The following is a 26,693-nucleotide window of genomic DNA, read 5'->3' on the forward strand; positions in this document are numbered from 1 at the left end:
TCCGCCTGGATCAGCCGGAGACCTTGACCCGGATGGTCGTGTTCTTCTCCACGCTGTCGCCGGCCTTGGGATCCGTCCCCGTCACCTGGAACAGGCTCCAGACGACCTCTGGCACGCTGGTCTGCGGGTTCAGGCCGGCGTTCGTGAGGGTCTGCATGGCCTCGGCGAGGTTCTTGCCGACGACATCGGGCACCGTGACGGGCTCAGGACCCTTGGACACGTTCAGCACGATCGTGTCGCCCGGCCGCCAGTTCCCGCCGCCCTCGCGGTCGCCGATGCCGATCACGCGGCCCTTCGGCACGCTGTCGCTGTAGGAGGCGGACGAACCGGAGTCTGCGTTCAGCCCCACCGCCTTGAGCTTGCTCGTGGCGTCGTCCACGGTCAGGCCTGTTACGTCCGGCACCGGACCCAGTGACACGAGGAGGCGGATCTGGTCGCCCTCGAAGACGCTGCAGCCCTCGCCGCATTCGTAGGCGTCGCCTCCCGCACGCGGGGTGACCTCGGCGTTGATCACGAGTCCGCTGTCCGCGCCGGAGAAGAGGGATACGGAGTCCTGCAGGGTCAGGTGGAAATCTACGAGCGCCTGCTTGGCCTGCTGCTCGGTCATGCCGTCGAGCTTGGGGATGTCGTGCGTGGCGGGGCCTGCGGAGATCAGCACGGTGACCTTCGCCTTCTTGTCCACGCGGGAGCCCGCGCCGGGATCCGTGCGGATCGCCTGGCCCGCCGGCACCTTGAGGGAATTCTCACTGCCCTGCACAGGCGTGAGGCCTTCCTTCGTGATCGAGGCCGCGGCGACCTCCCAGGTCTTGCCCGCGACGTCCGGCACCGAGAGCTTCGAGCCGGGGCCGGATCCGAACCACCAGCCGGTCCCGCCGGCCAGGACGGCCAGCAGCAGCACGAGCACGAGCAGCAGCGCCCCGCGGGAGCGCCGGTGCGCCGTACGGCGGCGCAGCAGCGTCGCGTTGTCGAGCGGGGCGTCCGCCGTCGGCGCCGGCGCGGTCGCCGTCGGGATGCCCGGCAGCACCAGGGTCTGATCCCCGGTGTCGCGCATCGGCACGACGGTGGTCTTGGCGGTGGTCGGCGTGGGTGAGACGCCCAGCTCGCGCTCGATCACGCGCAGCCGCTCGAGCATCTCCTGCGCGTCGTTCGGGCGCTCGTCCGGTGACTTCTCGGTCGCCCACAGCACGAGCTCGTCGAGCTGCTCCGGAACGCCCGGATTGCGCACGCTCGGACGCGGCACCGAATCGGTCGCATGCTGGAACGCGATCTGCATGGGCTGCTCGCCCTTGTACGGCTGCTCGCCGACGAGCATCTCGTAGAGCATGATGCCGAGCGCGTAGATGTCGCTGCGGGCGTCCGCGGTGCCGCGGGTGACGAGCTCGGGGGCGAGGTAGGCGATCGTGCCCATCAGCTGGGCGCCGGAGGCGGTGTTCGCCGTGGTCGCGCGGGCCAGGCCGAAATCGCCGATCTTGATCCGGCCGTCCTCCGCCAGCAGCACGTTCTCTGGCTTGACGTCGCGGTGCACGATGCCGGCGCGGTGCGCGGCGGCGAGCCCTGACAGCACCGCGTCCATGATCGTGATGGTCTGCGGGACGGTGAGGCGGCGCTGCTCGCGCATGAGTTCGCGCAGCGTGATGCCGGGCAGGTACTCCATCACGAGGTAGGCGAGCTCCCCGTCCTGGCCCTGATCGAAGACGTTGACGACGTGCGGGTCGGCGAGGCGGGCGGCCGCGCGCGCCTCCTGGATGAAGCGGCTCTGGAACACCGAGTCGTCGCTGAGGTGGCCGTGCATGACCTTCAGCGCGATCCGACGTTCGAGGCGCAGATCCGTGGCGACGTACACGGTCGCCATGCCGCCACGCGCGATCCGCGCGCGGACGCGATAGCGACCGTCGACGAGCCGCCCGATGAGGGGGTCGGCTTGTTGGCTGGTCGTCACGGCAAGAGTCTATGGAGAACTCGCTGAGAGCCCGGGGAACGGCTCGCGTGCGAGCCCTTTTCCGTTCGCCGCGAGCGGATCCCGCGGCGGCTCAGCCGAGTGCCGCGAGCCAGTCGTCCGCCTGCGACTCCCACAGGCCGTAGCGGGCGGGGAAGGCGGAGATCTGCACGTCCTGCGCGGCCTCGCTGAAGCCGAGGCCCTCCCAGCCGGGGATGTCGAGGAGGCCGTTGGTGTGCGGCGTGCCGATGAAGAAGGCCCTGATCGCGTAGTCCGCGTCGGCGATCTGCTCCGGCGTGCCCCAGCCGGTGCTGGGGCGCTGCTGGAACAGGCCGATCGAGTCGCGGTCCCCGGACGGGGTGTTCACGAGGCCGGACTCGACCATCGCGGTGGCCAGGGCGATCGCGATGCCGCGATCGCTCACGCCCAGCTCCCGGCCGACGCGGATGATGTGCTGCGCGTTGGCGGTCTGCACCTCGCTCAGCACGACCTGCGGGGCCGTATAGGTGTCCGGGGCCGGCTGGGGGGCGGGAGCGGACGCCGCGAGCGCAGGAGCCGGAGCGGGTGCGGAGAACCGCAGGGTCTGGCCGGGGTAGATGATCGAGTCGGGGGAGAGGCCGTTCGCCGCGTAGAGCTCCGCGAGCGTGATCCCGTGCTGGTGCGCGATCGACCACAGCGTGTCGCCGGCGACCACGTCGTATCCGGGGCCTGCGGCGTCGGACGCCGGGGCCGGGGCTGCCGCCTCCGCGGGAGCGGCGGCGGGGACGGACTCGGGGGCGGACCCGCCGAGAGCGAGCACCTGGCCGGGGTAGATGATCGAATCGGATCCGAGACCGTTCGCCGCGTACAGTGCGGCGACGCTGGTGCCGCTGGCGCGCGCGATGTCCCAGAGCGTGTCGCCGTCCTGCACCGTGTAGTGCGTCGGCGGCGCGATCTCCGTGGGCACGATCCGCGCCGACAGCGCGGACGCGACCGCACCGGTCGGGAGCGCGGTCAGCGGAGGCAGGGGAGCGCGTGCGGGACTGTGCGCCTGAGCGGGTGCCGCGACGAGCGCGGTCGCGACGGTGGTCAGCAGCACGGTCGGCACCGCAAGGCAGAGTGCGCGGCGCGGACTCGTCGTGGTTGTCATGGATCCCCCGATTCTGACGTCTGACCTGCACGCCTCTTCGCGTATCGGCCTTATGACGCTGTCACGGATGTGAAGTCAAGTCAACTGAAGTGATCAATGTGAAAGATGTGATCACGGCCGGAGAAGAGTGCTGTGATCACCGGGCGCCTCAGGGGATGAGAACATTGCTGGGTGTCTGATATGGAAACGGCGGCCCCGGTGGCCGAATGGCTGACCCTGCCCGAGCTGGTCGAGATCCTCGGCGAGTCGCTCGGACGCGTGCGCAGACTGTTCGATGAGCAGTACCTCATCGGCTCGCGCCGCAATGGAGCGCTCGCCGTCCCCGCGGTCTTCCTCAAGGACGACCAGCCGCTCGGATCCCTGCGCGGCACGATCATCGTGCTCAAGGACGCCGGGTTCAGCGATGACGAGGCCATCGACTGGCTGCTCGCGGAGGAGGAATCGATGGGCCGCGCGCCGATCGCCGCCCTGCGCGAGGGCCACAAGAGCGAGGTGCGCCGGGTCGCTCGGGCCCTGGCCTGAGCCGGCGTCAGGCGGTGCGCTGCGTCGCGTCGCGAGCGAGCCCGCGCAGCAGGTCGAGTGCCCCGGCATCCAGCGGGGCGCCCTGCAGCGCCGCTTCGCCGGCCTCGGCGTACTCGGTGATGAGCCGCTCCATGCGGGCCAGCGCCCCTGACTCGACGATGATCTCCTGCAGGCTCGCGATCTGATCCGCCGTGAGGTGCGGGTCGCCGAGCAGCTCGTCGACGATGCGCCGCCCCTGCGGAGCCAGGGCCTGGCGGGTCCAGGCGATGAGCAGCGTGCGCTTGCCCTCGCGCAAGTCGTCGCCCGCGGGCTTGCCGGTGACCTTCTCGTCGCCGAACACCCCGAGCGCGTCGTCGCGCAGCTGGAACGCCATCCCCAGCGGGTGACCGAACGCGCGCAGCGCCGTCTGCTGCGTCGCATCGGCGCCGGCGATCGCCGCCCCGATCAGCAGCGGCTGCTCGACGCTGTACCGCGCGGCCTTGAGCGAGACGACGCGCAGGGCGCGCTCCGCGTGGCCGTCGTCGACGTTCACGCTCCACGCCGACTCCTCGGCGATGTCCAGGAACTGGCCGATCGTGACGTCGCGGCGCATTCTGGCGTACTCCGCGCGGACGGCGTCGGCATGCGGACTCGCCGCGATGCCCGCCTCCAGCAGATCGTCGCTCCAGGCGACCAGCAGGTCGCCGAGCAGCACGGCGGCCGCGCGACCGAAGTCCACGGCGTTCCCGCTCCATCCCTGTCCGACGTGCGCCGCCTCGAGAGCGCGATGCGCGGAGGGGCGGCCCCGGCGGGTGTCGGAGTTGTCGATCAGATCGTCGTGCACGAGCGCGGCGGACTGGAACACCTCGAGCGCGGCGCAGGCGTCCCAGAGGGCGGCCGGCTCGACGTCGATCTCGTCGAGCCCCGCGACCGACGCCCACCCCGCGTGACAGAACCTGGCGCGCAGACGCTTGCCGCCGCGGAGGGTCGCCTCGGCCGACGTGACGAAGGCCGAGGCATCGGGACCGTACGTCGCGGTCTCCTCGCGCATCCGGGCGACGAAGGCGTCGAGACGGGCGGAGACCTGGTCGATCACAGCGGAGGAGGATGCCACCGGATCAGCCTACCCAGCGCCGTCATCACGGGTCGTGAGCTCGCTCCGCAAGGTGATGCCCAACTCCCAGGCGAATCCCTACCCTGGTGCATCCCGGCGCGCGTAGACTATGGGGAAGACCACCCGAGGGGGACGAAATGCCACTCTCCGAACAGGAGCAGCGTCTGCTCGACGAGATGGAACGCCATCTCATGCAGAACGACGCCGACGTCGTTTCCGCGCATGCAGGAGACCGCGCGCTCAGCTATCGCAATCTGATCTACGGAGCCGTGCTGCTGCTGGCCGGCGTCGGCGGCCTGATCGTGGGCGTCGTGGTCGGCAACATCGGCGGCATCATCATCGGTGTCATCGCCTTCGCGGCGATGCTCGGCGGGCTCATGCTGGCCCTGACACCCGTGCACCAGAGCAGTGGGCACGACGGGGGAACCGCCGCGAAGACGAAAGAGCCGTCTCCGTCGTTCATGGATCGCATGAATGACCGGTGGGATCGACGCCACGAGGAGCGCTGACCTCTTCGCTCAGACTTCCTGAGGGCTCGGACGCTGCGGCGTCCGGGCCCTCCGTCGTCCGCAGGACCCGCCCGCCCCCGGATCCTCCCTTTCGTCCCACGGATCCCTCCACTCCTCTCCACAGGCCCCTTTTCCGCGTGATTCCGCGGAGCAGGGGCCTTTTTCGTTCCCGCGGGCATGCCCTCACGGACACGAATGGGTATCAAAATGGAGGGATGTGGAGTAAAGTGGAGGAAACGGCGGCGAAAGGGGGATAGGCGCATGTTGCTCGGCACGCATTCCCCCAAGCTCGACGACAAGGGCCGCGTCATCCTCCCGGCCAAGTTCCGCGAGGATCTGGCCGGCGGCATCGTCGTCACCCGTGGCCAGGACCGCTGCCTGTACGTGTTCAGCACGGCCGAGTTCGAGAGCGTGCACGAGCGCATCCGCCAGGCGCCGCTCGCGAACAAGGAGGCGCGGGCATTCCTGCGCATGTTCCTCTCCGGGGCGAGCGCCGAGATGCCGGACAGCCAGAACCGCATCACCATCCCCGCCCACCTGCGTTCGTACGCCGGCCTGGGCAAGGAACTCATCGTCACCGGTGTCGGCGCGCACGCCGAGATCTGGGACGCGGCGGCGTGGAACGCGTACGCCGAAGGACACGAAGACGCCTTCGCCGAACTCGAGGAGGAGGTGATCCCCGGCCTGTTCTGAACGGGCCCCTGGCTGTGACTCCCAGCCGCTCCCGCCCCGGCGCACCTTCCCCGGTGCCGGGTCGAGCGGATGGGGATCAGGGCCAGGGACCGGAGGGCCGAAGGAACCATGGACATCCGTCGCATACACACCCCTGTGATGCTCGAGCGCTGCGTCGAGCTGCTGGCGCCCGCCCTGCAGCACGACGGGGCCATCCTCGTCGATGCCACGCTCGGCATGGGCGGGCACTCCGAGGCGTTCCTCGAGCGTCTGCCCCACATCCGCCTGGTCGGCCTCGACCGCGACACCGACGCCTTGCGGATCGCGGGGGAACGGCTGGCCCGCTTCGGCGATCGCGTCACGCTCGTGCACACCGTCTATGACGCGATCGGCACGCACGCCGAGGGCGCCTCCGGAATACTCTTCGACCTCGGCGTGTCTTCGCTGCAGCTGGACGAGGCGGAGCGCGGCTTCGCATACGCCAAGGATGCGCCGCTGGACATGCGGATGGATCAGTCGAGCGGCGTCACCGCCGCCGAGGTGCTCGCCACCTACAGCGAGGGCCAGTTGCGCCGCATCTTCGAGCGCTACGGCGAGGAGAAGCTGGCCGGACGCTACGCACGAGCCATCGTCTCGGCCCGGCAGTCCGCTCCGCTGGAGCGATCAGGGCGCCTGGTCGAGGTGCTGCAGGACGCGACCCCCGCCGCCGTGGCGCGTGCAGGCCATCCCGCCAAGCGGGTGTTCCAGGCCTTGCGGATCGAGGTGAACCGCGAACTGAACGTGCTCGCCGACGCGATCCCGGCCGCGATGGACGCCCTCGTCGTGGGCGGACGGATCGTCGTCATGTCCTACCAGTCCCTCGAGGACCGGCTCGTCAAGCAGGCCTTCGCCGCGGCCTCGGCCTCGACGGCGCCCGCGGGCCTGCCGGTCGAGCTGCCGGAGCACGCGCCGCGGTTCAAGACGCTCACCAAGGGCGCGGAGCTCGCCGATGAGGAGGAGCGCGCGGCCAACCCCCGCGCCATCCCGGTGCGCCTGCGCGCCGCGGAACGCGTGAGAGAAGATCAGAGGAGTGCCGCGCGATGAGCCTGGCCGAGAACGCCCTGCGGCAACTGGAATTCGACGAGCCGGAGCGCTCGCGCCATCTCCGCGCGGTCGAACGCCCCGTCCGCCGCCGTCGTCCGCGTCTGGCGTACGCCATCGTCGCCCTCGCCGGGGCCGCGCTCATCGCCGGAGCGCAGATCGCGCTCACGATCGCGACCACGCAGGACTCGTTCGAGGTGGCCAAGCTGAGCCAGCAGAACAAGCAGCTGACGTGGCAGGCGCAGGCCGCCGCTCAGGACCTCGACGGGATCAGCTCGCCGCAGGCTCTCGCGGCGGATGCGGCCAAGCTCGGTCTCGTCGTCGGCGGCAGCGCGAACTATCTGCGGCTCAGCGACGGCAGCGTGATCGGCGCGGCGGGGCCCGCGGCCTGGGCGTCGACGGTCAACCCCACGGGGGCGAACGCCGTTCCGAACGCGCTGGTCCACGACACGCCGCCGCCGGCCGAGACCAAGCCGGGGGGTGCGGGCGTAGAACCGAAGACACCGGAGACGGCTCCGGTGCAGCCGGAGGTGCCGCCGACGGCGGAGGGCCTGCCGACTCCGACCATCCGCTGACCATGCACCGCCGACGCCCCAGCCCGACGATGACAGAACGCGAGCCCCGGATGGAGATCCGATGACACCCCGAGCAACCCGGACCCCGCGCCGGCGGACCGTCCTCGCCCTCGCCGTGATCCTCGCGGTCATGTGCGGTTTCCTGGTGCGCCTGGTCGACATCCAGGTGCTGAGCGCGTCCGCGAACGTGAAGGACTCCATCGATACCGGCAAGCTCGGTACCACGAGGGCGATCGATGGGGCGCGCGGCACGATCCAGGACTCGAACGGCACGGTCCTCGCAGAGAGCCAGCTCGTCTACGACATCACCATGGACCCGTCTGCGATGAAGGGTCTGGAGGAGGCGAAGACGAAGCCGAAGCTCCCATGGGCGGAGGCTTCCGACAAGATCGCCGAGATCATCGGCGAGTCGGGCGACGCCGTGCGCAAGGAGGTCGCGGACGCGCTCAAGGCGAACCCCGAGTCGCAGTACGTCCAGCTGAAGAAGGGCGTCAACACCGACCAGTTCCTCAAGCTCCGCGCGCTCGATCTGGCCTACCTCTGGCCGATGCCGCGCTCCGTCCGCGTGTACCCGAACGGTGCGGTCGCGGGAAACCTCATCGGCTTCATCTCCGGCGATGGGGAGCTCACGGGGCTGGAGCAGACCCAGAACAAGTGCTTGAGCGCGACCAAGGGTCAGGAGTCCTACCTCACGGGCCGGGACGGCGTCGTCATCCCCGGGAGCCAGCAGGAGAAGCCCGCGATCGACGGTGGCACGGTGAAGCTCACGATCAACACCGAGCTGCAGTGGTACCTGCAGCAGATGATCTCCGAGGAGGTCAAGGCGCAGGGGGCGAAGGCCGGGACGGTCACCGTCGTCGAGGTCGGCACGGGCAAGATCCGCGCGGCCGCGGAGTTCCCGAGCGTCGACCCCAACGACCCCGGCGCCGCGAATCCCGAGGACCGCGGATCGCGGATCTTCAGCACGAGCTTCGAGCCGGGATCCACGTTCAAGGCGATCACCGCCGCGTCCGTCATGGAGTACGCGAACGCCGATGCCTCGACCTCGATCACCGGGGCGTCCAGCCACGAGGAGTTCCCGAACGGCGCGGTCATCAACGATGCCTTCGAGCACCCGGCCTACGACTACACGCTCGCCGGCGCGCTCATCGACTCGTCGAACGTCGCGCTGTCGAAGTTCGGGGACATGGTGTCCGACCAGCAGCGCTACGACGAGCTGGTCAAGTTCGGCGTCGGCAGCAAGACCGCGATCGACTTCCCCGGTGAGGCCTCCGGTGTCATCCACCCGGTCAAGGACTGGGACTACCAGTCGCACTACACGACCACCTTCGGCCAGTACTACACGGTCACGGCCCCGCAGGTCGCGAGCGCCTACCAGGCCATCGCGAACGGCGGCGTGAAGATCCCGCTGTCGCTCGTGGAGTCCTGCACGGACGGCACGGGCAAGGTCACCGAGGCCCCGGCGCCCAAGCCGCAGCGCGTGCTGGATGCGACCAAGGACGCCGAGCTCAGCCGGATGATCGAGAACGTGGCCGAGCAGGGCAGCGTCTCCGACCTGATCAAGGTCCCCGGCTACCGGATCGCGGCGAAGACCGGAACCGCGCAGAAGCCGGATCCTGAGACCGGCGCGTACAAGGAGGGGATCTACTTCACCAGCATGGTGGGATACGCCCCCGCCGACCATCCCGAGTACGTCGTCGTGGTCACCCTCGACGAGCCCACTAGGGTAACCTCGTCTGCGGCCACCGCGCCCGCCTTCCAGAAGGCCATGACGCAGGTGCTGAAGACCTATCGCGTGCAGCCCTCCACCACACCTATGGAACCGCTGCTGCCCAAGTACAAGTGATGGCCGCCGTCGCCCGAGAACGGCGGCATCGCCCACGGAGGATCCCATCCCCATGATCGCTCTGTCCCTCGCGGAGATCGCCGAGATCATCGGCGGCGACCTGCACCCCGTCGCAGGTCACGATCCCGCATCGATCGTATCCGGAGTCGTCGACACCGACTCGCGTCAGATGACCCCCGGCGGCGTCTTCGTCGCCAAGCCCGGTGAGACCACCGACGGGCACCGCTTCGTCGGCGCCGCGATCGAGAACGGCGCCGTGCTGGCGCTGGTCGAGCACCCCGTCGACGAGGCGATCTCGCAGATCGTCGTGCCGGACGTCATCGACGCCATCGCGGAGCTCGCCCGTGCGGTCGTCGCCCGTGTCCGTGCTGCCGGCGACCTGCGGATCGTCGGGGTCACCGGGTCGAACGGCAAGACGACCACCAAGAACTTCCTCGCCCGGATCCTGCAGGACGAGGGCGAGACCATCTCTCCGATCGCGTCCTACAACAACGAGGTCGGCGCCCCGCTCACGATGCTGCGGATCACCGACACGACCCGCTTCCTGGTGTGCGAGTTCGGCGCGAGCGCGCCGGGCGAGATCGCGCGCCTCGCGGGACTCGTGAACCCCGATGTCGTGATCGAGCTCATGGTCGGTCTCGCGCACGCCGGCGGATTCGGGGGCATCGAGGAGACCGCTCGCGCCAAGGCGGAGCTCATCGCGGCCGCAGCCCCCGGCGGGACCGCCGTGCTGAACCTCGACGACCCCCGCGTGGCGGGCATGGCGTCGCTCGCCGAGGAGCAGGGACTGCGCATCGTCGGCTTCGGCCAGGGGGCGACTGCCGCCGTGCGCGCGGCCGGCATCGATGTCACCGCATCCGGCACCTCGTGCATCGTGCACGTGGACGGCCAGGAGCTGCCGCTGCGGCTGCAGGTGCTCGGTGCGCACCACGTCAACAACGCCCTCGCCGGGATCGCCGCCGCCCGGGCGCTCGGCGTCGCTCCGGCCGACGCCATCGCGCGCCTGGAGACGGTGCAGCTCGCCGAGCGCTGGCGCATGCAGCCGATGGGCGGCGCCGAGGTGCGCATCATCAACGACGCGTACAACGCGAGCCCCGACTCCATGGCGGCGGCGCTCCGCACGCTCGCGCAGATCACCGGCCCCGATGAGCGCACCGTCGCGGTTCTGGGCGCGATGAGCGAGCTCGGCGAGACCGCCGGCGATGAGCACGACCGGATCGGCCTGCTCGCCGTGCGCCTGAACATCCAGCGCATCGTCGTCGTGGGCGCCGACGCGCGCCGTCTCTACCTCGCGGCCGTGGGCGAAGGGTCGTGGGACGGCGAGGCCGTGCACCTCGCCGACGCCGACGCCGCCTTCGAGTACCTCCAGGGCGAGCTGCGCCCCGGGGATCGCGTGCTCGTCAAGTCGTCCAACTCCGCCGGACTCCGGTTCCTCGGCGATCGTCTGGGAGAATCGTTCTCGTGAGATCCCTGCTTACCTCCGCCGCGATCTCCCTCGCGTTCACGCTCCTGCTGACCCCGGTCTTCCTCCGGCTGTTCCGGAAGTGGGGCTGGGGGCAGGTCATCCGCACCCCGGAATCGATCAGCAACCCCAGCCACCAGGCCAAGCGCGGCACGCCCACGATGGGCGGCGTGATCTTCATCCTCGGCACCGTCGTCGGATACATGGTCGGCACCTTCACCGGAGGGAGCTATCCCACGGTCTCCGGGCTGCTGGTGATCTGGCTCATGCTGGGCTTCGGCGCGGTCGGGTTCATCGACGACTACATGAAGCTGCGCCAGCGGAACAGCCTCGGGCTGTCCGGCTGGCGCAAGATCCTCGGACAGGTGCTCGTCATGGTGCCCTTCGGCATCGTGGCGCTGACGGTGCGCAGCGCCTCGGGCAACACCCCGGCCAGCGCGTTCGTCTCGCTCTTCCGCGACATCCCCGTGCTGTGGCTCTTCGCGCTCGGCCCGATCGTCGGCTGGCTGCTCTACCTGCTCTGGATCTCGGTGATCGGCATCGCCACCTCCAACAGCGTGAACCTCACGGACGGCCTGGACGGCCTGGCCGCCGGCTGCGCGGTGTTCGTGATCGGCGCCTACAGCCTGATCTCGTTCTGGCAGTTCAAGCAGTCCTGCGCGGCGGAATCGCTGTCACCGTCGTCCCTGGCCGGCTGCTACGACGTCGCGCACCCGTTCGATCTCGCCGTCATCTCCGCGTCGTTCGTCGGCGCGCTGATCGGGTTCCTGTGGTGGAACGCGCCCAAGGCGAAGGTCTTCATGGGCGATGTCGGATCCATGTCGATCGGCGGCGTGATCGCGGCGCTCGCGATCCTGACCCGCACCGAGCTGCTGCTCGTGCTGCTGGCCGGCGTCTTCATCATCGCCTCCGGCTCCGTGATCGTGCAGCTGGCCTACTTCAAGCTCACCCGCGGCAAGCGGCTGTTCCTGCAGAGCCCGTTCCACCACCACCTCGAGATGCGCGGGTGGCCGGAGGCGACGATCGTGGTGCGCATGTGGATCATCGCCGGTCTGCTGTCGGTGTCGGCGTTCGGCCTGTTCTACGTCGAGTGGCTGAGGCTGACCAGCTCATGACGCGAGATCTCGACGCCCTGACCAGCTGGCACGCCGACTGGAGGGGACTGCGGGTCGCGGTACTGGGCCTGTCCGTGACGGGATTCTCGGTCGCGGACACTCTGACCGAGCTCGGCGCCGAGGTGCTCGTGCTCTCCGAGAGCGCCACCGAGGAGTACGAACGGCTGGTGCCGCTGATCGGCGCCGATCTGTGGATCGGTGATCTCGGATCCGTTCCGGAGCGGCTCGTCGAGTTCGCGCCGGAGGTCGTCATCGCCTCGCCGGGGTTCGCGCCCGCCCATCCCGTGATCGCGTGGATCCGCACGCAGCCCATCGCCCTGTGGGGCGACATCGAGCTCGCCTGGCGCGTGCGGGACAAGATCCTCCGCGGCGACGGCACCCCCGCGGAGTGGGTGCTGATCACGGGCACGAACGGCAAGACCACCACGACCCAGCTCACCGCGACCATGCTCGTCGCCGGCGGGCTGCGCGCCGCCCCGTGCGGCAACATCGGGGTCCCCGTCCTCGACGCGGTGCGCGATCCCGGAGGCTTCGACGTTCTCGTGGTCGAGCTGTCCAGCCACCAGCTCTGGTATCTCGGGCTCTCCGAGCCGGCGGGTCAGCCGGTGCCGTGGGCGGCCGCGTGCCTCAATCTCGCCGACGACCACCTCGTCTGGCATGGAAGCGCGGAGGCATACCGCGAGGCCAAGGCCCTGGTCTACCGCAACACGCGCGTGGCGTGCGTCTACAACAAGGCGGACGAGGCCACGCAGCGCATGGTCGAGGACGCGGACGTGATCGAAGGCGCCCGCGCGATCGGGTTCGGGCTCGGCATCCCCGGCCCCAGCGATCTGGGCGTGGTCGAGGGGATCCTGGCGGACAGAGCCTTCCTCGACGACCGGCGCAACAGCGCGCTCGAACTCACGACCGTGGCCGACCTCGCCGCGCACGGGCTGAACGCCCCGCACATCGTGCAGAACATCCTCGCCGCCGCGGCCCTCAGCCGCTCCCTCGGGGTCGACCCCGCGGCCGTCAAGACGGCGCTGGACGGCTTCCGCCTCGACGCGCACCGTATCGAGGTCATCGCCCGTGCCGGCGGGATCACCTGGGTGGACGACTCCAAGGCGACGAACCCGCATGCCGCGCAATCGTCGCTGCAGGCGTTCCCCGGTGCGATCTGGATCGTCGGCGGGGATCTGAAGGGCGTCGATCTGTCGGATCTCGTCGCGGGCGCCGGTGCGACGGCGCGCGCTGCCGTCGTGATCGGCGTCGACCGCGATCATCTGCTCGAGGCGTTCGCGCGACACGCGCCGGCGGTGCAGGTCCTGGAGGTCGTCCCCGGCGACACTGAAGAGGTCATGACCCGCGTCGTGGAACTGGCCGCGGGCATCGCCCAGGAGGGGGACACCGTGCTCCTCGCTCCGGCGGCGGCGTCCTTCGACCAGTTCGCGAGCTACGCGGATCGCGGCCACCGCTTCGCCGAGGCGGTGCGGCAGTGGATCGATCAGGGACGGTCGAGCGATCAGGGGAGCGCCGATGACGCAGGTGGCACCACGCCCGACACCGGCGCCTGAGCCCCGGGTCGACGGACTCGCCGCCCGGGTCAGGCTGGGCCGGGTCTTCCGGCCGGTGTCGACAGAGTTCGCGCTGATCGCCTCGACCTCGCTGCTGCTCACCGTGTTCGGCCTGGTGATGATCCTCTCGGCCTCCAGTGCGAACGCCGTGGACCAGGGGCAGGGCCCGTTCTCGATCGTGCTGACGCAGGCGCTCGTCGCCGCGATCGGCGTGCCGCTGATGTTCCTGATGAGCCGCTTCCCCGTGCAGTTCTGGAAGCGCACCGCGTGGCTCGTGCTGATCCTCTCCGTGGGTCTGCAGATGCTCGTCTACACGCCGCTCGGCTACGAGAACGACGGCAACACGAACTGGCTCAAGATCGGCAGCCAGGTGATCCAGCCCTCGGAGTTCATCAAACTCGCGCTCGCGGTGTGGGCCGGGTTCATCCTGTGGCGCAAGCAGGAGCTCCTGGGCCGCTGGAAGCACGTGTTCATCCCGCTGATCCCGGTCGGCTTCCTCGCGATCGCGGCCGTTCTGGGCGGCAAGGACCTCGGTACGTCGATGGTCCTGTTCCTGATCATCCTGGGCGCGCTCTTCTTCTCCGGCGTGCGACTGCGGCTCTTCATCCTGCCGCTGCTGATCTCGGTGGTCGCGGTGCTCGGCTTCGCGTTCGCCGACGAGCGCCGCAGGTCGCTGATCCTCGGCGTCTTCGACCACTCGAACGACACCAGCTGCTACCTGACGACGTGCTACCAGCAGGTGCACGCGATCTGGGGGATGGCGAACGGCGGCATCTTCGGGGTGGGCCTCGGCAACTCCCGCGAGAAGTACGGCTGGCTCCCCGCCGCGTCCAACGACTACATCTTCGCGATCGTGGGGGAGGAGCTGGGGCTCATCGGCTGCGCCCTCGTGCTCGCGCTCTTCGTGCTGTTCGCGGTCGCCGTGTTCCGCATGATCCGCCGCACCGACGACCTCTTCGTGCGCATCACCTCCGGTGGGATCGTGGTGTGGATCCTGTCGCAGGCGCTCATCAACATCGGCGTCGTGCTGCGGATCTTCCCGGTGCTCGGCGTGCCGCTGCCGTTCATGTCGCAGGGCGGCACCTCGCTGCTGTCGGTGCTGCTCGCCTGCGGAGTGCTGCTCTCGTTCGCCCGCACGCTGCCCGCGCCTGCGCCCGCCGCCGCACTGAGCCGGCCCGCAGGACGGTCGGGTAGCCTCGGGAAGTGACCACGTATCTTCTGGCCGGCGGTGGCACCGCCGGCCATGTCAATCCGCTGCTCGCCGTCGCCGACGGCCTGCGCGCCCGCGACCCGGAAACAGGAGTCCTCGTGCTCGGCACGCGTGAGGGGCTCGAGGCGAGGCTCGTGCCGCAGCGCGGCTACGAGCTTCTCACGGTCGACAAGGTGCCGTTCCCGCGCCGCCCGAACGGTGCCGCCCTCGCGTTCCCTGTGCGGTTCTCACGCGCGGTCAAGCAGGTGCGCGCGTACATCCGCGCGCACGGCGTCGATGCGGTGATCGGCTTCGGCGGCTACGCCTCGGCGCCGGCCTACGTGGCCGCCCGTCGCGAGCGCGTGCCGTTCATCGTGCACGAGGCCAACGCCCGCCCCGGCATGGCGAACGTGCTGGGCGCCCGCTCCGCGGCCGCGGTCGGCGTCGCGTTCCCCGGAACGCCCCTGCGCGGCGGCGAGGTCGTCGGGATGCCGCTGCGGCGCGAGATCGTCGACCTGGACCGTGCGGCGCTCCGCGCCGAGGCGGCGGAGGAGTTCGGCCTGGACCCGGAGCGGCCTGTTCTGCTCGTGTTCGGCGGCTCCCTCGGCGCGCAGCGCCTGAACGAGGCGGTCGCCGGATCCTGGCAGGACATCCTCGACGCGGGGTGGCAGATCCTGCACGCGACCGGCGACCGCTCCGACATGCCGGATCCCGGCGTTCCCGGCTACGCCCTGCGCCGCTACCTGGACCGGATGGATCTCGCGTTCGCCCTGGCGGACCTGATCCTCTCCCGCTCGGGATCGGCGACAGTGAGCGAGATCAGCGCTCTCGGCATCCCCGCGATCTACGTGCCCTATGCCGTCGGCAACGGCGAGCAGCGCCTGAACGCCGCGGCCGCGATCGACGCGGGCGCCGCCGTGCTGATCGAGGACGGGCAGCTCACTCCGGAGCGTGTGAGGGGCGAGGTGGTCCCGCTGCTGGGCGACGAGGTCCGTCGCGCCGCGATGCGACAGGCCGCGGAGCGCGTCGGATCGCGCACCGGAACCGAGGATCTCATCGCCCTCGCCGACCGCGCGCTCGCGCGCTGAGCACCCCGCAGCCCTGACCCGGCGAGCCGGGCCTCAGGCCTCCTCGCCCCGACTTAGGATGATTCAGCCATGATCAGACCCGACCTCTCCCTGCCGATCCCGGATGACATCACCGCCGCGCACTTCATCGGCATCGGCGGCTCCGGAATGTCGGGCCTCGCCCGTATGTTCCTCGACGCGGGGATCCGCGTGTCCGGCAGCGATCGCGCGGACAGCGCCAACCTCCAGGCCCTTGCCGCGCTCGGCGCCGACGTGCATGTCGGCCACGACGCGGCGAACCTGGGTGACGCCGACACGGTCGTGCACACGGGCGCGATCTGGCCCGAGAACCCCGAGTTCCTGCTTGCCAAGGAGCGCGGACTGCCCGTGATCCACCGGTCGCAGGCGCTGCACTGGCTGATCCGCGGACGGCACCTCGTGTCGGTCGCCGGCGCGCACGGCAAGACCAGTTCGACGGGCATGATCGTCACCGCCCTGCAGGCGCTCGGCGCCGATCCGAACTTCGTCAACGGCGGCGTGATCGAGCAGCTCGGCGCCTCCAGCTCCTCGGGCGCGGACGACCTCTTCGTGATCGAGGCCGACGAATCCGACGGCACGTTCCTGCTCTACGACACCTCCGTCGCGCTGATCACGAATGTCGACCCCGATCACCTGGATCACTACGGGTCCGACGAGGCCTTCCACGACGCGTTCGTGACGTTCGCGAACGCCGCGGGGGAGGCCGTCGTGATCTCGAGCGACGATCCCGGCGCGCTGCGCGTGCGGGCGGGCATCACCCATCCGAACGTGATCTCATTCGGCCTCGCGGACGACGCGGATCTGCGGATCACCGACATCGTCACGGACGGCCCTGTCGCCGCGACCCTGACCATGGGCGGGGCGTCCGCCCGCATGCAGCTCGCGGTTCCCGGCGTGCACAACGCCATCAACGCGGCCGGTGCGGTCGCCGTGCTCACGACGCTCGGCTACTCGCTGGCCGACGCGGCCCGCGCGATGGAGGGCTTCGCAGGCACGGTCCGCCGGCTCGAGCTGCACGGCAGCGCACGCGGAGTCAGCGTCTACGACGACTACTCGCATCATCCGACAGAGGTGCGCGCGGCGCTGGAGGCCATGCGGACGATCGTCGGAGAGGGCCGGATCATCGCGATCCAGCAGCCGCACACGTACTCGCGCACGCAGCACATGTACCGCGAGTTCGCCGAGGTGCTCGAGACCTACGCCGATCACACGGTCATGCTCGACGTCTACGGCGCCCGCGAGGATCCGGTTCCCGGCGTCACCGGCGAGCTGGTCAGCGGCGCGTTCGCCGACCCGCATCACGTGCACTATGTGGCGGACTGGCAGCAGGCCGCCGACTACACCGCATCCGTGGCGCGCGACGGCGACTACGTGATCACGCTCGGCTGCGGCAACGTCTACCAGATCATCCCGCAGGTGCTGGACGCGCTGCGGACCACCGCCGAGGGCTGACCGTGCGCCGGCCGTCCGCGATCCCCTCTCCCGCGCCTCCGGTCGAGCCGGAGCGTCCGGCCGGGGCGCAGCCGTTCGACGGCGCGCGGAGACGGGCGACGGGCTTCGGCATCGACGCCTCGGCGGGTGCCGAGCCCGACGCGACCGCGATCGGGCCGGAGGACGCGAACGCGACCGTGCCGATCCTGCTCGAACGCGGGATCTCGACGGCCCGCGAGCATGCGGAGAGGCCGGACCCGACGGCGCCGCAGGACGACGTGCCGCTGACCGCCCGCGACCTCTGGCAGGCGACCCGTGCGCGCCGGAAGGCGCTGCGCACCGAGATCCGTCGCTTCACGCAGCGCTCCCGGCGTCGGAGGATCGGCTGGATCGCGGGGGCCGCGCTCGCCCTGCTCGTCGTGGGCGGGAGCGTCGGTGCGGCGTACAGCCCGCTGTTCGCGGTGGAGACGGTCACGGTCGAGGGGACGAGCGCGCTCAAGGCCGCCGACGTGCAGAAGGCGCTGTCGGGGCAGATCGGCCGGCCGCTGGCGCTCGTGGACTCGAGTGCCGTCAAAGCCGCGCTCGTCGCCTTCCCGCTGATCGAGACCTACCGTCTCGAGGCGCACCCTCCGCACGATCTCGTGGTGCGGATCGTGGAGCGCACGCCGGTAGGCGTGCTCCAGGCGGACGACGGGCGCTTCACCGTCGTCGATGCGGCCGGAGTGGTCCTCTCGACCACTGAGGCGCGGCCCGCCGGATACGCCCTGATCGACGTCGCCGGCGGCACCGGATCCAAGGCGTTCGCCGCGGTGGGCACGGCGCTCCGCTCGCTGCCCGCCGAGCTGCGCGGCCAGGTCGACGGCGCGACGGCGTCCACCCCGGACGACATCGTGCTGAAGCTGTCCGGCGGCGCCCAGGTGGTGTGGGGGAGCGCCGAGCAGTCGGCGCTCAAGACCCGCTCCCTGCAGGCGCTGATGACGGCGAATCCGGGTGCGGCTTCGTACGACGTGTCCTCGCCGGGCGTCGGCATCGTCGGCTGAGCACGAATATCCGAAACGATCGCGTCCAGGCGCGTGTCGCTTGGCTTCCGGGCGCCGTGCGCCGCTTACCTTCGATCCAGGAGAAAGCAATACCGGGAAATACTTTAACCTTCTGCTTGAGGTTGAAGGTTCCCCGGATCGGGGCTCGAAATACATCGGAGGACGGGATGAGCCAGAACCAGAACTACCTTGCCGTGATCAAGGTCGTCGGTGTCGGCGGTGGCGGCGTCAACGCCGTCAATCGCATGATCGATCTCGGCCTTCGCGGCGTCGAGTTCATCGCGATCAACACCGATGCGCAGGCGCTGCTGATGAGCGACGCCGACGTCAAGCTCGACGTCGGACGCGACCTCACCCGCGGCCTCGGCGCAGGCGCCGACCCCGAGGTCGGACGCCGCGCCGCCGAGGACCACGCGGAGGAGATCGAGCAGGCGCTGACCGGCGCCGACATGGTCTTCGTCACCGCGGGCGAGGGCGGCGGCACCGGCACCGGTGGCGCGCCGATCGTGGCGCGCATCGCCAAGTCGATCGGCGCCCTGACCATCGGCGTCGTGACCAAGCCGTTCTCGTTCGAGGGCCGCCGTCGGCAGAGCCAGGCCGATGCCGGCGTGGCGAAGCTGAAGGAAGAGGTCGACACCCTCATCGTGGTGCCGAACGACCGTCTGCTCGAGATCAGCGACCGCGGCATCTCGATGATCGAGGCCTTCGCGACCGCGGACCAGGTGCTCCTCGCAGGTGTGCAGGGCATCACCGATCTGATCACCACGCCGGGTCTCATCAACCTCGACTTCAACGACGTCAAGTCGGTCATGCAGGGGGCCGGATCCGCGCTCATGGGCATCGGCTCCGCCCGCGGCGCCGACCGCGCGATCAAGGCGGCGGAGCTCGCGGTCGAATCGCCCCTGCTCGAGGCGTCGATCGAGGGCGCGCACGGCGTGCTGCTGTCCATCCAGGGCGGATCGAACCTGGGCATCTTCGAGATCCACGACGCGGCGGACCTGGTCAAGGAGGCGGCGCACCCCGAGGCCAACATCATCTTCGGTACGGTCATCGACGACACCCTCGGCGACGAGGTGCGCGTCACGGTGATCGCGGCGGGCTTCGACAGCGGTGAGCCCACGCTGCGCCTCGACCCGCAGATCTTCTCCCGCACGACGACCCCCGCGGTCGCCGAGAAGCCCGCGGTCGAGGAGCGCGAGGACTCGGCCCAGGCCGAGGAGTCGCCGCGCGAGACCGCTCCCGTGACCGTGCCGTCGATCCCGCCGGTGCGCACCAGCATCGAGCCGGCGTTCGATGAGAGCGACCTCGACATCCCCGAGTTCCTGAAGTGACCGCGGTCGCCGAGCGGCTGTCCGCGATCGATGCAGCGATCGCGGACGCCGCACGGCGCGTGGGACGGGATCCCGCGGAGATCACGCGCATCGTCGTGACCAAGTTCCACCCGGCCGCCCTGGTGAGCGAGCTGTACGGCCTCGGCGTCCGCGAGGTGGGCGAGAACCGGCAGCAGGAGCTCTCGGCGAAGGCCGAGGCCCTTGCCGGGCTGCGCGATCTGCGCTGGCACTTCATCGGGCAGGCGCAGACGAACAAGGCCGGAGCGATCCGCCGTGCGGCGCAGGCCGTGCACTCGGTGGACCGCCTGCGCATCGCCGAGGCGCTCGACCGTGCGGCAGCCGACGACGAGCTGCTTGACGTCCTGCTGCAGATCAATCTCACCGACGATCCGGCCCGCGGGGGAGTAGCCCCCGCCGAGCTCGAGCGGCTCGCCGAGCGGGTGCTCGCGCTGCCGACGCTGCGGCTGCGCGGCGTGATGGCCGTCGCCCCGCTCGACGAGGACCCGGCCGCCGCGTTCGCCCGCGTTCACGAGTCCGCGCAGCGCCTGCGCGCGGTCGCGCCGGAAGCCGACTGGATCTCGGCCGGGATGACGGGCGATTTCGTCGAGGCGATCGCGGCCGGCGCGACACACCTACGCATCGGCTCCGCAATCACGGGGCCAAGACCCGCACAGGGTTAGCCTCGAAACAGAACCACCCCTACACGTTCGGAGGACACGATGGGGAACCCGCTGAAGAAGACCATGGTCTACCTCGGCCTCGCCGATGAGGAAGAGGTCTACGAGGAGCAGGCTCCGGCCGCGCAGAGCGCCCGCCAGGAGCAGATCCGCCACGAGCCCATCCGCCGTGACGAGGTGCGTCGCGAGCGCGAGGAGGCGAAGCCGGCTCCTGTGACGCCGCTGCGCCGTCCGACCGCCGTGCGTCAGCCGTCCGTCGGCGCCGTGAACGAGATCCTCACGGTGCACCCGAAGCAGTACCGCGATGCTCAGGTCATCGCCGAGAGCTTCCGCGACGGGATCCCGGTGATCATCAACCTCTCGCAGATGAGCGACGCCGACGCGCGCCGACTGATCGACTTCGCGAGCGGACTCTCGCTCGGCCTCTACGGGCGCATCGAGCGCGTGACGAGCAAGGTCTTCCTGCTGTCGCCCGAGAGTATCGCGGTGTCGGGACAGGGCGGGATCGCCGGGGGCGACGAGCCCGCGCTCGCGAACTCCTGACGCGTGGTGGTGCCGCCCGCGGTCTCCGTGATCGCAGCGATTCTCAACATCCTGCTGCTGCTGTACCTGCTCACGCTGTTCGCCCGGTTGATCCTGGAGTACATCCCCATCTTCAACCGCTCCTGGCGCCCACGCGGTGCGGGCCTGATCGCCGCCGAGATCGTCTACACACTCACGGATCCGCCGATCCGACTGTTCCGACGCCTCATTCCTCCGCTGAGGATCGGACCCGTCGCGCTCGACCTGGGCTTCACGCTCACCATGATCATCGTGCTCATCCTGATGTCGATCACCCGATCGTTCATCTAGGGCACTCGCCGCGCCCGCTCGCGCCCGCCTTCGCGGCGGCGCGATCGGAAGGCTATGCTTTTCTGAAGGTGCACGCCGAGGGGCAGGCGCCATTTCCACCCGGCCACCGAGAACTCATCGAAAGAGGAGCCACCCATGGCACTGACCCCGGATGACGTCGTCACCAAGCAGTTCCAGCACGTCCGCTTCAAGGACGGCTTCGACCCCGACGAGGTCGACGACTTCCTCGACGAGGTCGTGCTCGAGTGGCGCAAGGCCCTCGACGAGAACGCCGAGTTGAAGGCGAAGCTGGCCGCGTATGAGTCCGGCGAGAAGGCCGCTCCCGCGGCCGAGGCTCCCGCCGCCGCCGCTGCGCCTGCGCCCGTCGCCGCCCCGGTCGCCGAGACCGGTGCGCCGGCTGCCGCGACCGCCGGCATCATCGAGCTGGCGCAGCGCCTGCACGACGAGCACGTCGCCGAGGGCAAGTCCCAGCGCGACCAGCTCATCGCGGACGCCAAGGCGCAGGCGTCGAAGATCCTCGCCGACGCCGAGCAGAAGCAGCGCGAAGAGACCTCGCGTCTCGAGCGCGAGCGCAACGTGCTCGAGAGCAAGATCAGCGAACTGCACACGTTCGAGCGGGACTACCGCACGCAGCTGCGCAGCTACATCGAGGGTCAGCTCCGCGACCTCGACGAGAAGGGCGGCCCCAACGGGGACGCCTCCTCCGCGCAGTAAGGAGCCCCGTTGACCCGGCGTCAACCGCTTCACGGTTCGGCGGCCGGCGCGATCATTGCGATTCTCGCAGTGCTCGTGCTGGCCGCCGATCAGTTTGTGAAGCATCTCACCATCACCCGCCTGCCTTCGGAGCAGGTCGTTCCCGTGCTCGGGGGCTTCCTGCAGCTGTTCTACATCCGCAATTCCGGGGCGGCGTTCTCGATCGGCGCGGGCCACACGTGGATCTTCACGATCGCGCTGGCCGTCGTCGCGTGCGTGATCGTCTGGAAGGCGTTCTCGGTGCGCGCACGGCTGTGGGCGGTGGTGCTCGGGGCGCTGCTGGGCGGTGTGCTCGGAAACCTCACGGACCGGATCTTCCGCGAACCGGGATTCGGTGTCGGGCACGTCGTCGACATGATCTCGATGCCGTGGATGCTGCCGGCCATCTTCAACGTGGCGGACATCTTCATCGTCTGCGGGATGATCTCGATCGCCCTGCTGATCATCGTGGGACTCCGCCTCGACGGCACCCGCGAGCGGGACCACAAGGACGAGTCGACGACCGAGCCTGCTCAGGACGGCGAGGCCGAGGCGCCTGTCGTGGACGGCGTTCCTGCGGACGACGCGGTGACCAGCGCGGACCCGCCGCGTGCGGCGCGGCGCGACGGCGCCGGATCCGAGGACTGATCGTGGAATCCCGCTCGCTTCCCGTCCCGGACGGGCTGGACGGAGTCAGGGTCGACGCGGCGCTCGCGAAGATGCTCGGCTTCTCGCGCACGTTCGCGGCCGAGGTCGCGGAAGCCGGGGGAGTGACGCTCGACGGCACGGTGCTCGGGAAGTCGGACAAACTGCGCGCCGGCGGCTGGTTGGACGTGGAGTGGGCGCCGAAGCAGGAGCCGCGCATCGAGCCCATCGCCGTGCCGGAGCTCGGCATCGTCTACGACGATGACGACATCGTGGTGGTCGACAAGCCCACCGGCGTCGCCGCGCACCCGTCCCTGGGCTGGGAGGGGCCGACGGTGGTCGGCGCTCTCGCCGCCGCAGGATTCCGGATCGCCACGAGCGGCGCCCCCGAGCGTCAGGGCGTCGTGCACCGACTCGACGTCGGAACCAGCGGCCTCATGGTGGTCGCGAAGTCCGAGGCCGCGTATTCCGCGCTCAAGCGCGCCTTCAAGGAGCGCACGGTCGAGAAGATCTACCACGCGGTCGTGCAGGGGCATCCTGATCCGCTCGCCGGCACGATCGATGCGCCGATCGGGCGGCACCCGAACCACTCCTGGAAGTTCGCGGTGATCCCTGACGGCAAGCCCTCGGTCACCCACTACGAGACGCTCGAGGCCTTCCCCGGCGCATCGCTGCTGGAGATCCACCTCGAAACCGGGCGGACGCATCAGATCCGCGTGCACATGGCCGCGCATCGGCACCCGTGCGTGGGGGATCCGCTGTACGGGGCCGACCCGACGATGTCGGCGCGCCTCGGGCTGACGAGGCAATGGCTGCACGCGCACCGGCTGGGCTTCGCCCATCCGACCACGGGCGAGTGGGTCCAGACGGAATCGCCGTATCCCGCCGACTTCCAGCACGCGCTCGACGTGCTCCGCGGCGAGGACTGAGCTCGCCGCCCGGCGTCCCCCTGGGCTCAGAGGGGCAGCTCGCCCGTCGCGGACACCACGCCGTCGAGCGTCGCTTCCAGGAATCGGACGACGACCTCCGGATCCGCGTCGCGGTCGATGACGAGGCTGATCAGGGTCTCCTCGGTGAAGGACACCCAGGAGCGAAGGGCGACCCGCAGCGCCGGGGTGTCCGGAGCACCGAGCTCGGTGAACGCGTCGAGCAGCCGCTCGGCGTTGAGATCGCGGGATTCGTCGACCACACGCCGCACGGCGGGGTCGCCGCTCGCGATACCGCGCACGAGCGAGTGGAACGTGCCCTGGTGCTGGCGTACGAACTCCGTGATGCGCAGGAGCGTATCGCGGATCCGTGCGCGCGGCTCCAGGTCGTCGCGGGGTTCTGAGGCGAGCAGCAGGCTGTCCCTGGCCATGGTGACGACCGCCAGGTGCATGCCCTGCCGGGTGTCGAAGTAGTGGAACAGCAGGGGCCGGGAGACACCGGCGCGCTGAGCGAGCACGTCCATGGTGAGCTCGTCCAAGGAGTGCTCGGCGAGGAAGTTCACTCCGGTCGCGATGAGCTGCGCGCGACGTTCCTCCGGTGTCAGGCGGGCGCGTCGCAGGTCGGGCATGCCCCGAGCCTAGCGGGCGGGAAGCGGCGACCGTGCCCGGTATTGACTCTGAGTCAACAGCCAATATACTCGACCAGGTGAGCGCCGCCATCGCAGCCGGCGCGCTGAAGGAGGATCGATGAAGTTCCCGAATTCCGACCGTGTCCGCAAGCTCGGCTCATCCCACGCCGGGCGCATCGCCCTCGTGGCGATCCCCGCAGGCCTGGTCGCCGCGGCGCTGATGGGCGGGGTCGCCCAGGGGGCCGTGCCCGTCTCGTTCGCCGTGTCGGGGAGCCAGTTCCAGATCGGCGCCTCCCAGTTGGAGGGCAGTGGCTTCTCGCAGTACGCCGGCGTCGCGAAGGACACGGAGGGCAAGGAGCACACGGTCGCGATCGCGAACATCAAGAGCGCGACACTCACCGACCTCTGCCAGTCCGTGATCACCGACACGCCGCTCGGCAAGGTCGGCGTGCTCATCAAGGCGGGCAGCAACGGCAACCCGGCCTCTGCCAGCGACCTACAGATCGGCATGACAGGCCTCAAGGGCGACGCGTCGTTCGGCGAGATCCGCATCGGCGTGGACGCCTCGACCGTCAACACCGATGCCAAGGGCTCCGCGGGCGACTTCGCCCAGGATGCCGACACCGTCTCGATCAAGAACCTGCAGCAGACGGCCTGGAGCACCCAGGCCTCGGTGTTCACCCTCACGGGCATGACGCTGGAGCTGACGGACGGTTCGCAGGGATGCTTCTGAACGACGAGGCTGCGATGAGCGACGAGGCGAGCACGCGCGGATCCGCACGGCGCAATCCGCGACGGGCCGATGCGCCCGCGCTGCGGCCCGTGCGCCCGTCGATCGAGTCCGCGTCGTCCGTCGACGCCGGAGCCGCCGAGGACTCCGACGCCATGGTCGCCGGGACGGCGGATGCGGCGCCCGCCCAGGGGTTCCGGCGCTGGCGGCGGCAGCGGCCGTTCATCGGCGGTCTGCTCGTAGCGCTCGGCGGCATCGAGATGTTCTTCTCCGGGCAGCTCGACATCGGGCACCTGCACGTGCAGCTCGGGATCGAGGGGCTGCAGGCGACGATCATCCCGATCGCGCTGCTGCTGCTCGGGATCCTCGCGGTCACGATGCCCGCGCATCACGTGTTCTACGGCATCATCGCCCTGGTCGTCGCGATCTACTCGCTGATCGGCGTGAACCTCGGCGGGTTCATCGTCGGCATGCTCCTCGCCGGCACCGGGGCGGTGCTCGTGGTCGCCTGGATGGGACCGCGCGAGCCCGCACCCGTCGGCGGAACCGAGGAGGCCGCGTCGTGAAGCCGCAGCGTCGCCACGGCGCCGTTCTCCTGGCGGCGCTCGCGCTCGTCGCGCCGATGACGCTGGGAGCCGCGATCGCCCCGGGGTCGCAGCCGACAGGGCTGTGCATCCCGCTGCTCTGGTGCCCCTCTCCGAGTCCGACCCCGACGACGCCTCCGCCGACGTCGGGGACGCCCGGTCCCTCGGTACCAGGAGTCCCCCCGGTGCCCGGCACGCCGTCCGCACCCGGCGCCACAACGCCGAGCACTCCGGGAGATCCTGCCCCGACACCCGCGCCGACCCCGGTCGCCGCGACGAGGGACGCGAGCGCGCCCGTCTTCACGAAGACCCCTGCCTCGATGGGATCGCAGGGGCTGTCCTTCACCGGGCTGAGCGGGATCTCGATCGTCGATGTGCCGACCATCGACGGCAGCACGATCCGCGCCCTCAAGATCTCGGCAGACTCGATCACGATCTCGGGGTTCTCGCTCACCGTCCGCCCGCCGGACAAGGCCGGTCTCGTGACGAACGCGGACACCATGACCCTCACCGGGCACGTGAGCGTATACCTCGGGTCGGTCACCGCGACCACGCAGGACGGCCGCGCGCTGACTCTGGGAACAGACACGCCGCCGCCGCTGGACGATGTCAAGCCGGGCCTGCTGCGCGTCACGATGGGTCTCGTCGGCACGATCGCCGACTCGATCACCTACACGAACACGGACCAGCGCATCGTCGAACGCTGAATTCGTCGTGCGCCGCGTGGATGTCCGGCACCCGAGGCAGGATGGGCTCATGAGCATCGAGGTGCGCCCTGCGACCCTGTTCGAGGACGTCGCCGCACTGGTGGGACCCAAGAATCCGCGGTCGAACGTGTGCTTCTGCCTGAGCTACCGGATCGGGAACAAGGAGAACGTCGCGTTGCGAGGGCCGGCTCGGGCCGAGCGGGTGCGGGAACTGTGCCATCAGGATCCGGCCCCCGGGGTGATCGCCTATCTCGACGACGAGCCGATCGGATGGGCGGCGGTGCACCCGCGGCGCGACACGAGTTTCGCGCGCAACAGGCTGATCCCTCAGATCGACGATCTCGACGCATGGTCGCTGTGGTGCTTCCGCGTGCGCCCCGGCCACCGGAAGCAGGGAATATCGCACGCTCTCATCGAGGGCGCCGTCGCGTATGCGCGGGACAGCGGCGCGCCGGCGATCGAGGGGTACCCCGTCGACAACGGAGCGGCGAGGGTGAACCTCACGATGGCCTATGCCGGTACGCGCGGCCTTTTCGAGTCGGCGGGCTTCGAGAAGGCCGCCGACACCGGATCGGTCCTCGACGGCTTCCCCCGGGTGCTGATGCGACTCGACCTGAGATGA

At 70.0% G+C, this 26,693-nt stretch carries 28 protein-coding genes; 24 read left to right on the forward strand and 4 right to left on the reverse strand.

The genetic code is table 11. The features are described from left to right. Positions 1-10: 10 nt before the first annotated feature. On the reverse strand, positions 11-1,939 hold the full coding sequence (gene pknB, locus ACFC1J_RS00385; RefSeq protein ID WP_375901490.1) for a Stk1 family PASTA domain-containing Ser/Thr kinase: 1,929 nt from the start codon (positions 1,937-1,939) through the stop codon (positions 11-13). Positions 1,940-2,030: 91 nt separating this feature from the next. Further along, entirely contained in the window at positions 2,031-3,065 is a 1,035-nt protein-coding gene (locus ACFC1J_RS00390) for a LysM peptidoglycan-binding domain-containing protein (protein ID WP_375901492.1), read from the reverse strand. 180 nt (positions 3,066-3,245) lie between these two features. Here ACFC1J_RS00390 and ACFC1J_RS00395 point away from each other — a divergent pair, with 180 nt between their 5' ends. Beyond that, complete coding sequence (locus ACFC1J_RS00395) at positions 3,246-3,587, forward strand: Rv2175c family DNA-binding protein (RefSeq protein ID WP_375902685.1); 342 nt, start codon at positions 3,246-3,248, stop codon at positions 3,585-3,587. Positions 3,588-3,594: 7 nt separating this feature from the next. Here the strand turns inward: ACFC1J_RS00395 and ACFC1J_RS00400 are convergent, their stop codons facing one another. Continuing rightward, positions 3,595-4,680: a polyprenyl synthetase family protein gene (locus tag ACFC1J_RS00400; protein ID WP_375901494.1), complete on the reverse strand. Its 1,086-nt coding sequence runs from the start codon at positions 4,678-4,680 to the stop codon at positions 3,595-3,597. Positions 4,681-4,817: 137 nt separating this feature from the next. On the opposite strand from ACFC1J_RS00400, the gene ACFC1J_RS00405 reads away from it, so the two are divergent. The 19 genes from ACFC1J_RS00405 (at position 4,818) to ACFC1J_RS00495 (ending at position 23,424) form a co-directional block, all read left to right on the forward strand. Beyond that, positions 4,818-5,189: a DUF3040 domain-containing protein gene (locus ACFC1J_RS00405; RefSeq protein ID WP_375901495.1), complete on the forward strand. Its 372-nt coding sequence runs from the start codon at positions 4,818-4,820 to the stop codon at positions 5,187-5,189. Between the two features lie 261 nt (positions 5,190-5,450). Continuing rightward, entirely contained in the window at positions 5,451-5,882 is a 432-nt protein-coding gene (gene mraZ, locus ACFC1J_RS00410) for a division/cell wall cluster transcriptional repressor MraZ (RefSeq protein WP_045272464.1), read from the forward strand. Between the two features lie 108 nt (positions 5,883-5,990). Continuing rightward, positions 5,991-6,944 carry a 16S rRNA (cytosine(1402)-N(4))-methyltransferase RsmH gene (gene rsmH / locus ACFC1J_RS00415; RefSeq protein ID WP_375901498.1) on the forward strand — a complete coding sequence of 318 codons (954 nt, stop codon included), beginning with the start codon at positions 5,991-5,993 and terminating at the stop codon, positions 6,942-6,944. Continuing rightward, on the forward strand, positions 6,941-7,516 hold the full coding sequence (locus ACFC1J_RS00420; protein WP_375901500.1) for a hypothetical protein: 576 nt from the start codon (positions 6,941-6,943) through the stop codon (positions 7,514-7,516). The genes rsmH and ACFC1J_RS00420 overlap by 4 nt, the downstream gene beginning before the upstream one ends. Before the next feature lie 61 nt (positions 7,517-7,577). Beyond that, complete coding sequence (locus ACFC1J_RS00425) at positions 7,578-9,362, forward strand: peptidoglycan D,D-transpeptidase FtsI family protein (RefSeq protein ID WP_375901502.1); 1,785 nt, start codon at positions 7,578-7,580, stop codon at positions 9,360-9,362. A gap of 52 nt (positions 9,363-9,414) precedes the next feature. Next, the gene (gene murF / locus ACFC1J_RS00430; protein WP_375901503.1) at positions 9,415-10,827 is read left to right on the forward strand and encodes a UDP-N-acetylmuramoyl-tripeptide--D-alanyl-D-alanine ligase; all 1,413 of its coding nucleotides are present in this window, start codon (positions 9,415-9,417) and stop codon (positions 10,825-10,827) included. Further along, positions 10,824-11,939 carry a phospho-N-acetylmuramoyl-pentapeptide-transferase gene (gene mraY, locus ACFC1J_RS00435; RefSeq protein ID WP_375901505.1) on the forward strand — a complete coding sequence of 372 codons (1,116 nt, stop codon included), beginning with the start codon at positions 10,824-10,826 and terminating at the stop codon, positions 11,937-11,939. Before murF ends, mraY begins: the two co-directional genes overlap by 4 nt. Next, positions 11,936-13,492 (forward strand): UDP-N-acetylmuramoyl-L-alanine--D-glutamate ligase, encoded by a 1,557-nt coding sequence (gene murD, locus ACFC1J_RS00440; protein ID WP_375901507.1) that lies wholly within the window; start codon positions 11,936-11,938, stop codon positions 13,490-13,492. The genes mraY and murD overlap by 4 nt, the downstream gene beginning before the upstream one ends. Beyond that, complete coding sequence (locus ACFC1J_RS00445) at positions 13,455-14,699, forward strand: FtsW/RodA/SpoVE family cell cycle protein (protein WP_375901509.1); 1,245 nt, start codon at positions 13,455-13,457, stop codon at positions 14,697-14,699. The genes murD and ACFC1J_RS00445 overlap by 38 nt, the downstream gene beginning before the upstream one ends. After that, the gene (locus ACFC1J_RS00450; RefSeq protein WP_375901511.1) at positions 14,696-15,769 is read left to right on the forward strand and encodes a glycosyltransferase; all 1,074 of its coding nucleotides are present in this window, start codon (positions 14,696-14,698) and stop codon (positions 15,767-15,769) included. Before ACFC1J_RS00445 ends, ACFC1J_RS00450 begins: the two co-directional genes overlap by 4 nt. Positions 15,770-15,838: 69 nt before the next feature. Beyond that, the gene (murC, locus tag ACFC1J_RS00455; protein ID WP_375901513.1) at positions 15,839-17,239 is read left to right on the forward strand and encodes a UDP-N-acetylmuramate--L-alanine ligase; all 1,401 of its coding nucleotides are present in this window, start codon (positions 15,839-15,841) and stop codon (positions 17,237-17,239) included. A 2-nt stretch (positions 17,240-17,241) separates the two neighbouring features. Next, the gene (locus ACFC1J_RS00460) at positions 17,242-18,258 is read left to right on the forward strand and encodes an FtsQ-type POTRA domain-containing protein (RefSeq protein ID WP_375901515.1); all 1,017 of its coding nucleotides are present in this window, start codon (positions 17,242-17,244) and stop codon (positions 18,256-18,258) included. A 167-nt stretch (positions 18,259-18,425) separates the two neighbouring features. After that, the gene (gene ftsZ, locus ACFC1J_RS00465) at positions 18,426-19,589 is read left to right on the forward strand and encodes a cell division protein FtsZ (RefSeq protein WP_375901517.1); all 1,164 of its coding nucleotides are present in this window, start codon (positions 18,426-18,428) and stop codon (positions 19,587-19,589) included. Further along, complete coding sequence (locus ACFC1J_RS00470) at positions 19,586-20,269, forward strand: YggS family pyridoxal phosphate-dependent enzyme (RefSeq protein WP_375901519.1); 684 nt, start codon at positions 19,586-19,588, stop codon at positions 20,267-20,269. The genes ftsZ and ACFC1J_RS00470 overlap by 4 nt, the downstream gene beginning before the upstream one ends. A 39-nt stretch (positions 20,270-20,308) precedes the next feature. Then, complete coding sequence (locus tag ACFC1J_RS00475; RefSeq protein ID WP_375901521.1) at positions 20,309-20,809, forward strand: cell division protein SepF; 501 nt, start codon at positions 20,309-20,311, stop codon at positions 20,807-20,809. A gap of 3 nt (positions 20,810-20,812) precedes the next feature. Further along, positions 20,813-21,118, forward strand: coding sequence for a YggT family protein (locus tag ACFC1J_RS00480; RefSeq protein WP_375901522.1), 306 nt, complete (start codon positions 20,813-20,815; stop codon positions 21,116-21,118). A gap of 135 nt (positions 21,119-21,253) precedes the next feature. Beyond that, on the forward strand, positions 21,254-21,832 hold the full coding sequence (locus tag ACFC1J_RS00485; RefSeq protein WP_375901524.1) for a DivIVA domain-containing protein: 579 nt from the start codon (positions 21,254-21,256) through the stop codon (positions 21,830-21,832). Positions 21,833-21,841: 9 nt separating this feature from the next. Next, positions 21,842-22,498, forward strand: coding sequence for a signal peptidase II (gene lspA / locus ACFC1J_RS00490; protein ID WP_375901525.1), 657 nt, complete (start codon positions 21,842-21,844; stop codon positions 22,496-22,498). 2 nt (positions 22,499-22,500) lie between these two features. After that, entirely contained in the window at positions 22,501-23,424 is a 924-nt protein-coding gene (locus ACFC1J_RS00495; protein WP_375901527.1) for an RluA family pseudouridine synthase, read from the forward strand. A 26-nt stretch (positions 23,425-23,450) separates the two neighbouring features. Here ACFC1J_RS00495 and ACFC1J_RS00500 read toward each other — a convergent pair whose 3' ends face one another. Beyond that, positions 23,451-24,050, reverse strand: coding sequence for a TetR/AcrR family transcriptional regulator (locus ACFC1J_RS00500; protein WP_375901529.1), 600 nt, complete (start codon positions 24,048-24,050; stop codon positions 23,451-23,453). Positions 24,051-24,168: 118 nt separating this feature from the next. On the opposite strand from ACFC1J_RS00500, the gene ACFC1J_RS00505 reads away from it, so the two are divergent. Genes ACFC1J_RS00505 through ACFC1J_RS00520 form a run of 4 tightly spaced genes read left to right on the forward strand, consistent with a single transcriptional unit; the run spans position 24,169 to position 26,693 of the window. Beyond that, a complete protein-coding gene (locus ACFC1J_RS00505) occupies positions 24,169-24,783 on the forward strand; it encodes a DUF6230 family protein (RefSeq protein WP_375901531.1) in 615 nt (204 codons plus the stop codon). Positions 24,784-24,797: 14 nt separating this feature from the next. Next, positions 24,798-25,346, forward strand: coding sequence for a DUF6114 domain-containing protein (locus ACFC1J_RS00510; RefSeq protein ID WP_375901533.1), 549 nt, complete (start codon positions 24,798-24,800; stop codon positions 25,344-25,346). After that, positions 25,343-26,071 (forward strand): hypothetical protein, encoded by a 729-nt coding sequence (locus ACFC1J_RS00515; protein WP_375901535.1) that lies wholly within the window; start codon positions 25,343-25,345, stop codon positions 26,069-26,071. Before ACFC1J_RS00510 ends, ACFC1J_RS00515 begins: the two co-directional genes overlap by 4 nt. A 49-nt stretch (positions 26,072-26,120) precedes the next feature. Further along, positions 26,121-26,693: a GNAT family N-acetyltransferase gene (locus tag ACFC1J_RS00520; protein WP_375901537.1), complete on the forward strand. Its 573-nt coding sequence runs from the start codon at positions 26,121-26,123 to the stop codon at positions 26,691-26,693.

The sequence above is a fragment of the Microbacterium sp. NPDC056052 genome (genome assembly GCF_042266785.1).
In the GTDB taxonomy this organism is placed as follows: domain Bacteria; phylum Actinomycetota; class Actinomycetes; order Actinomycetales; family Microbacteriaceae; genus Microbacterium.

Coding starts and splice junctions, on each gene's coding strand:
- ftsZ (WP_375901517.1), top strand. CDS start 18,426: ATGAGCCAGAACCAGAACTACCTTGCCGTGATCAAGGTCGTCGGTGTC.
- ACFC1J_RS00390 (WP_375901492.1), bottom strand. CDS start 3,065: ATGACAACCACGACGAGTCCGCGCCGCGCACTCTGCCTTGCGGTGCCG.
- ACFC1J_RS00475 (WP_375901521.1), top strand. CDS start 20,309: ATGGGGAACCCGCTGAAGAAGACCATGGTCTACCTCGGCCTCGCCGAT.
- ACFC1J_RS00395 (WP_375902685.1), top strand. CDS start 3,246: ATGGAAACGGCGGCCCCGGTGGCCGAATGGCTGACCCTGCCCGAGCTG.
- ACFC1J_RS00445 (WP_375901509.1), top strand. CDS start 13,455: ATGACGCAGGTGGCACCACGCCCGACACCGGCGCCTGAGCCCCGGGTC.
- ACFC1J_RS00420 (WP_375901500.1), top strand. CDS start 6,941: ATGAGCCTGGCCGAGAACGCCCTGCGGCAACTGGAATTCGACGAGCCG.
- ACFC1J_RS00520 (WP_375901537.1), top strand. CDS start 26,121: ATGAGCATCGAGGTGCGCCCTGCGACCCTGTTCGAGGACGTCGCCGCA.
- ACFC1J_RS00505 (WP_375901531.1), top strand. CDS start 24,169: ATGAAGTTCCCGAATTCCGACCGTGTCCGCAAGCTCGGCTCATCCCAC.
- murD (WP_375901507.1), top strand. CDS start 11,936: ATGACGCGAGATCTCGACGCCCTGACCAGCTGGCACGCCGACTGGAGG.
- ACFC1J_RS00485 (WP_375901524.1), top strand. CDS start 21,254: ATGGCACTGACCCCGGATGACGTCGTCACCAAGCAGTTCCAGCACGTC.
- ACFC1J_RS00405 (WP_375901495.1), top strand. CDS start 4,818: ATGCCACTCTCCGAACAGGAGCAGCGTCTGCTCGACGAGATGGAACGC.
- mraZ (WP_045272464.1), top strand. CDS start 5,451: ATGTTGCTCGGCACGCATTCCCCCAAGCTCGACGACAAGGGCCGCGTC.
- ACFC1J_RS00425 (WP_375901502.1), top strand. CDS start 7,578: ATGACACCCCGAGCAACCCGGACCCCGCGCCGGCGGACCGTCCTCGCC.
- murC (WP_375901513.1), top strand. CDS start 15,839: ATGATCAGACCCGACCTCTCCCTGCCGATCCCGGATGACATCACCGCC.
- rsmH (WP_375901498.1), top strand. CDS start 5,991: ATGGACATCCGTCGCATACACACCCCTGTGATGCTCGAGCGCTGCGTC.
- ACFC1J_RS00510 (WP_375901533.1), top strand. CDS start 24,798: ATGAGCGACGAGGCGAGCACGCGCGGATCCGCACGGCGCAATCCGCGA.
- murF (WP_375901503.1), top strand. CDS start 9,415: ATGATCGCTCTGTCCCTCGCGGAGATCGCCGAGATCATCGGCGGCGAC.
- ACFC1J_RS00500 (WP_375901529.1), bottom strand. CDS start 24,050: ATGCCCGACCTGCGACGCGCCCGCCTGACACCGGAGGAACGTCGCGCG.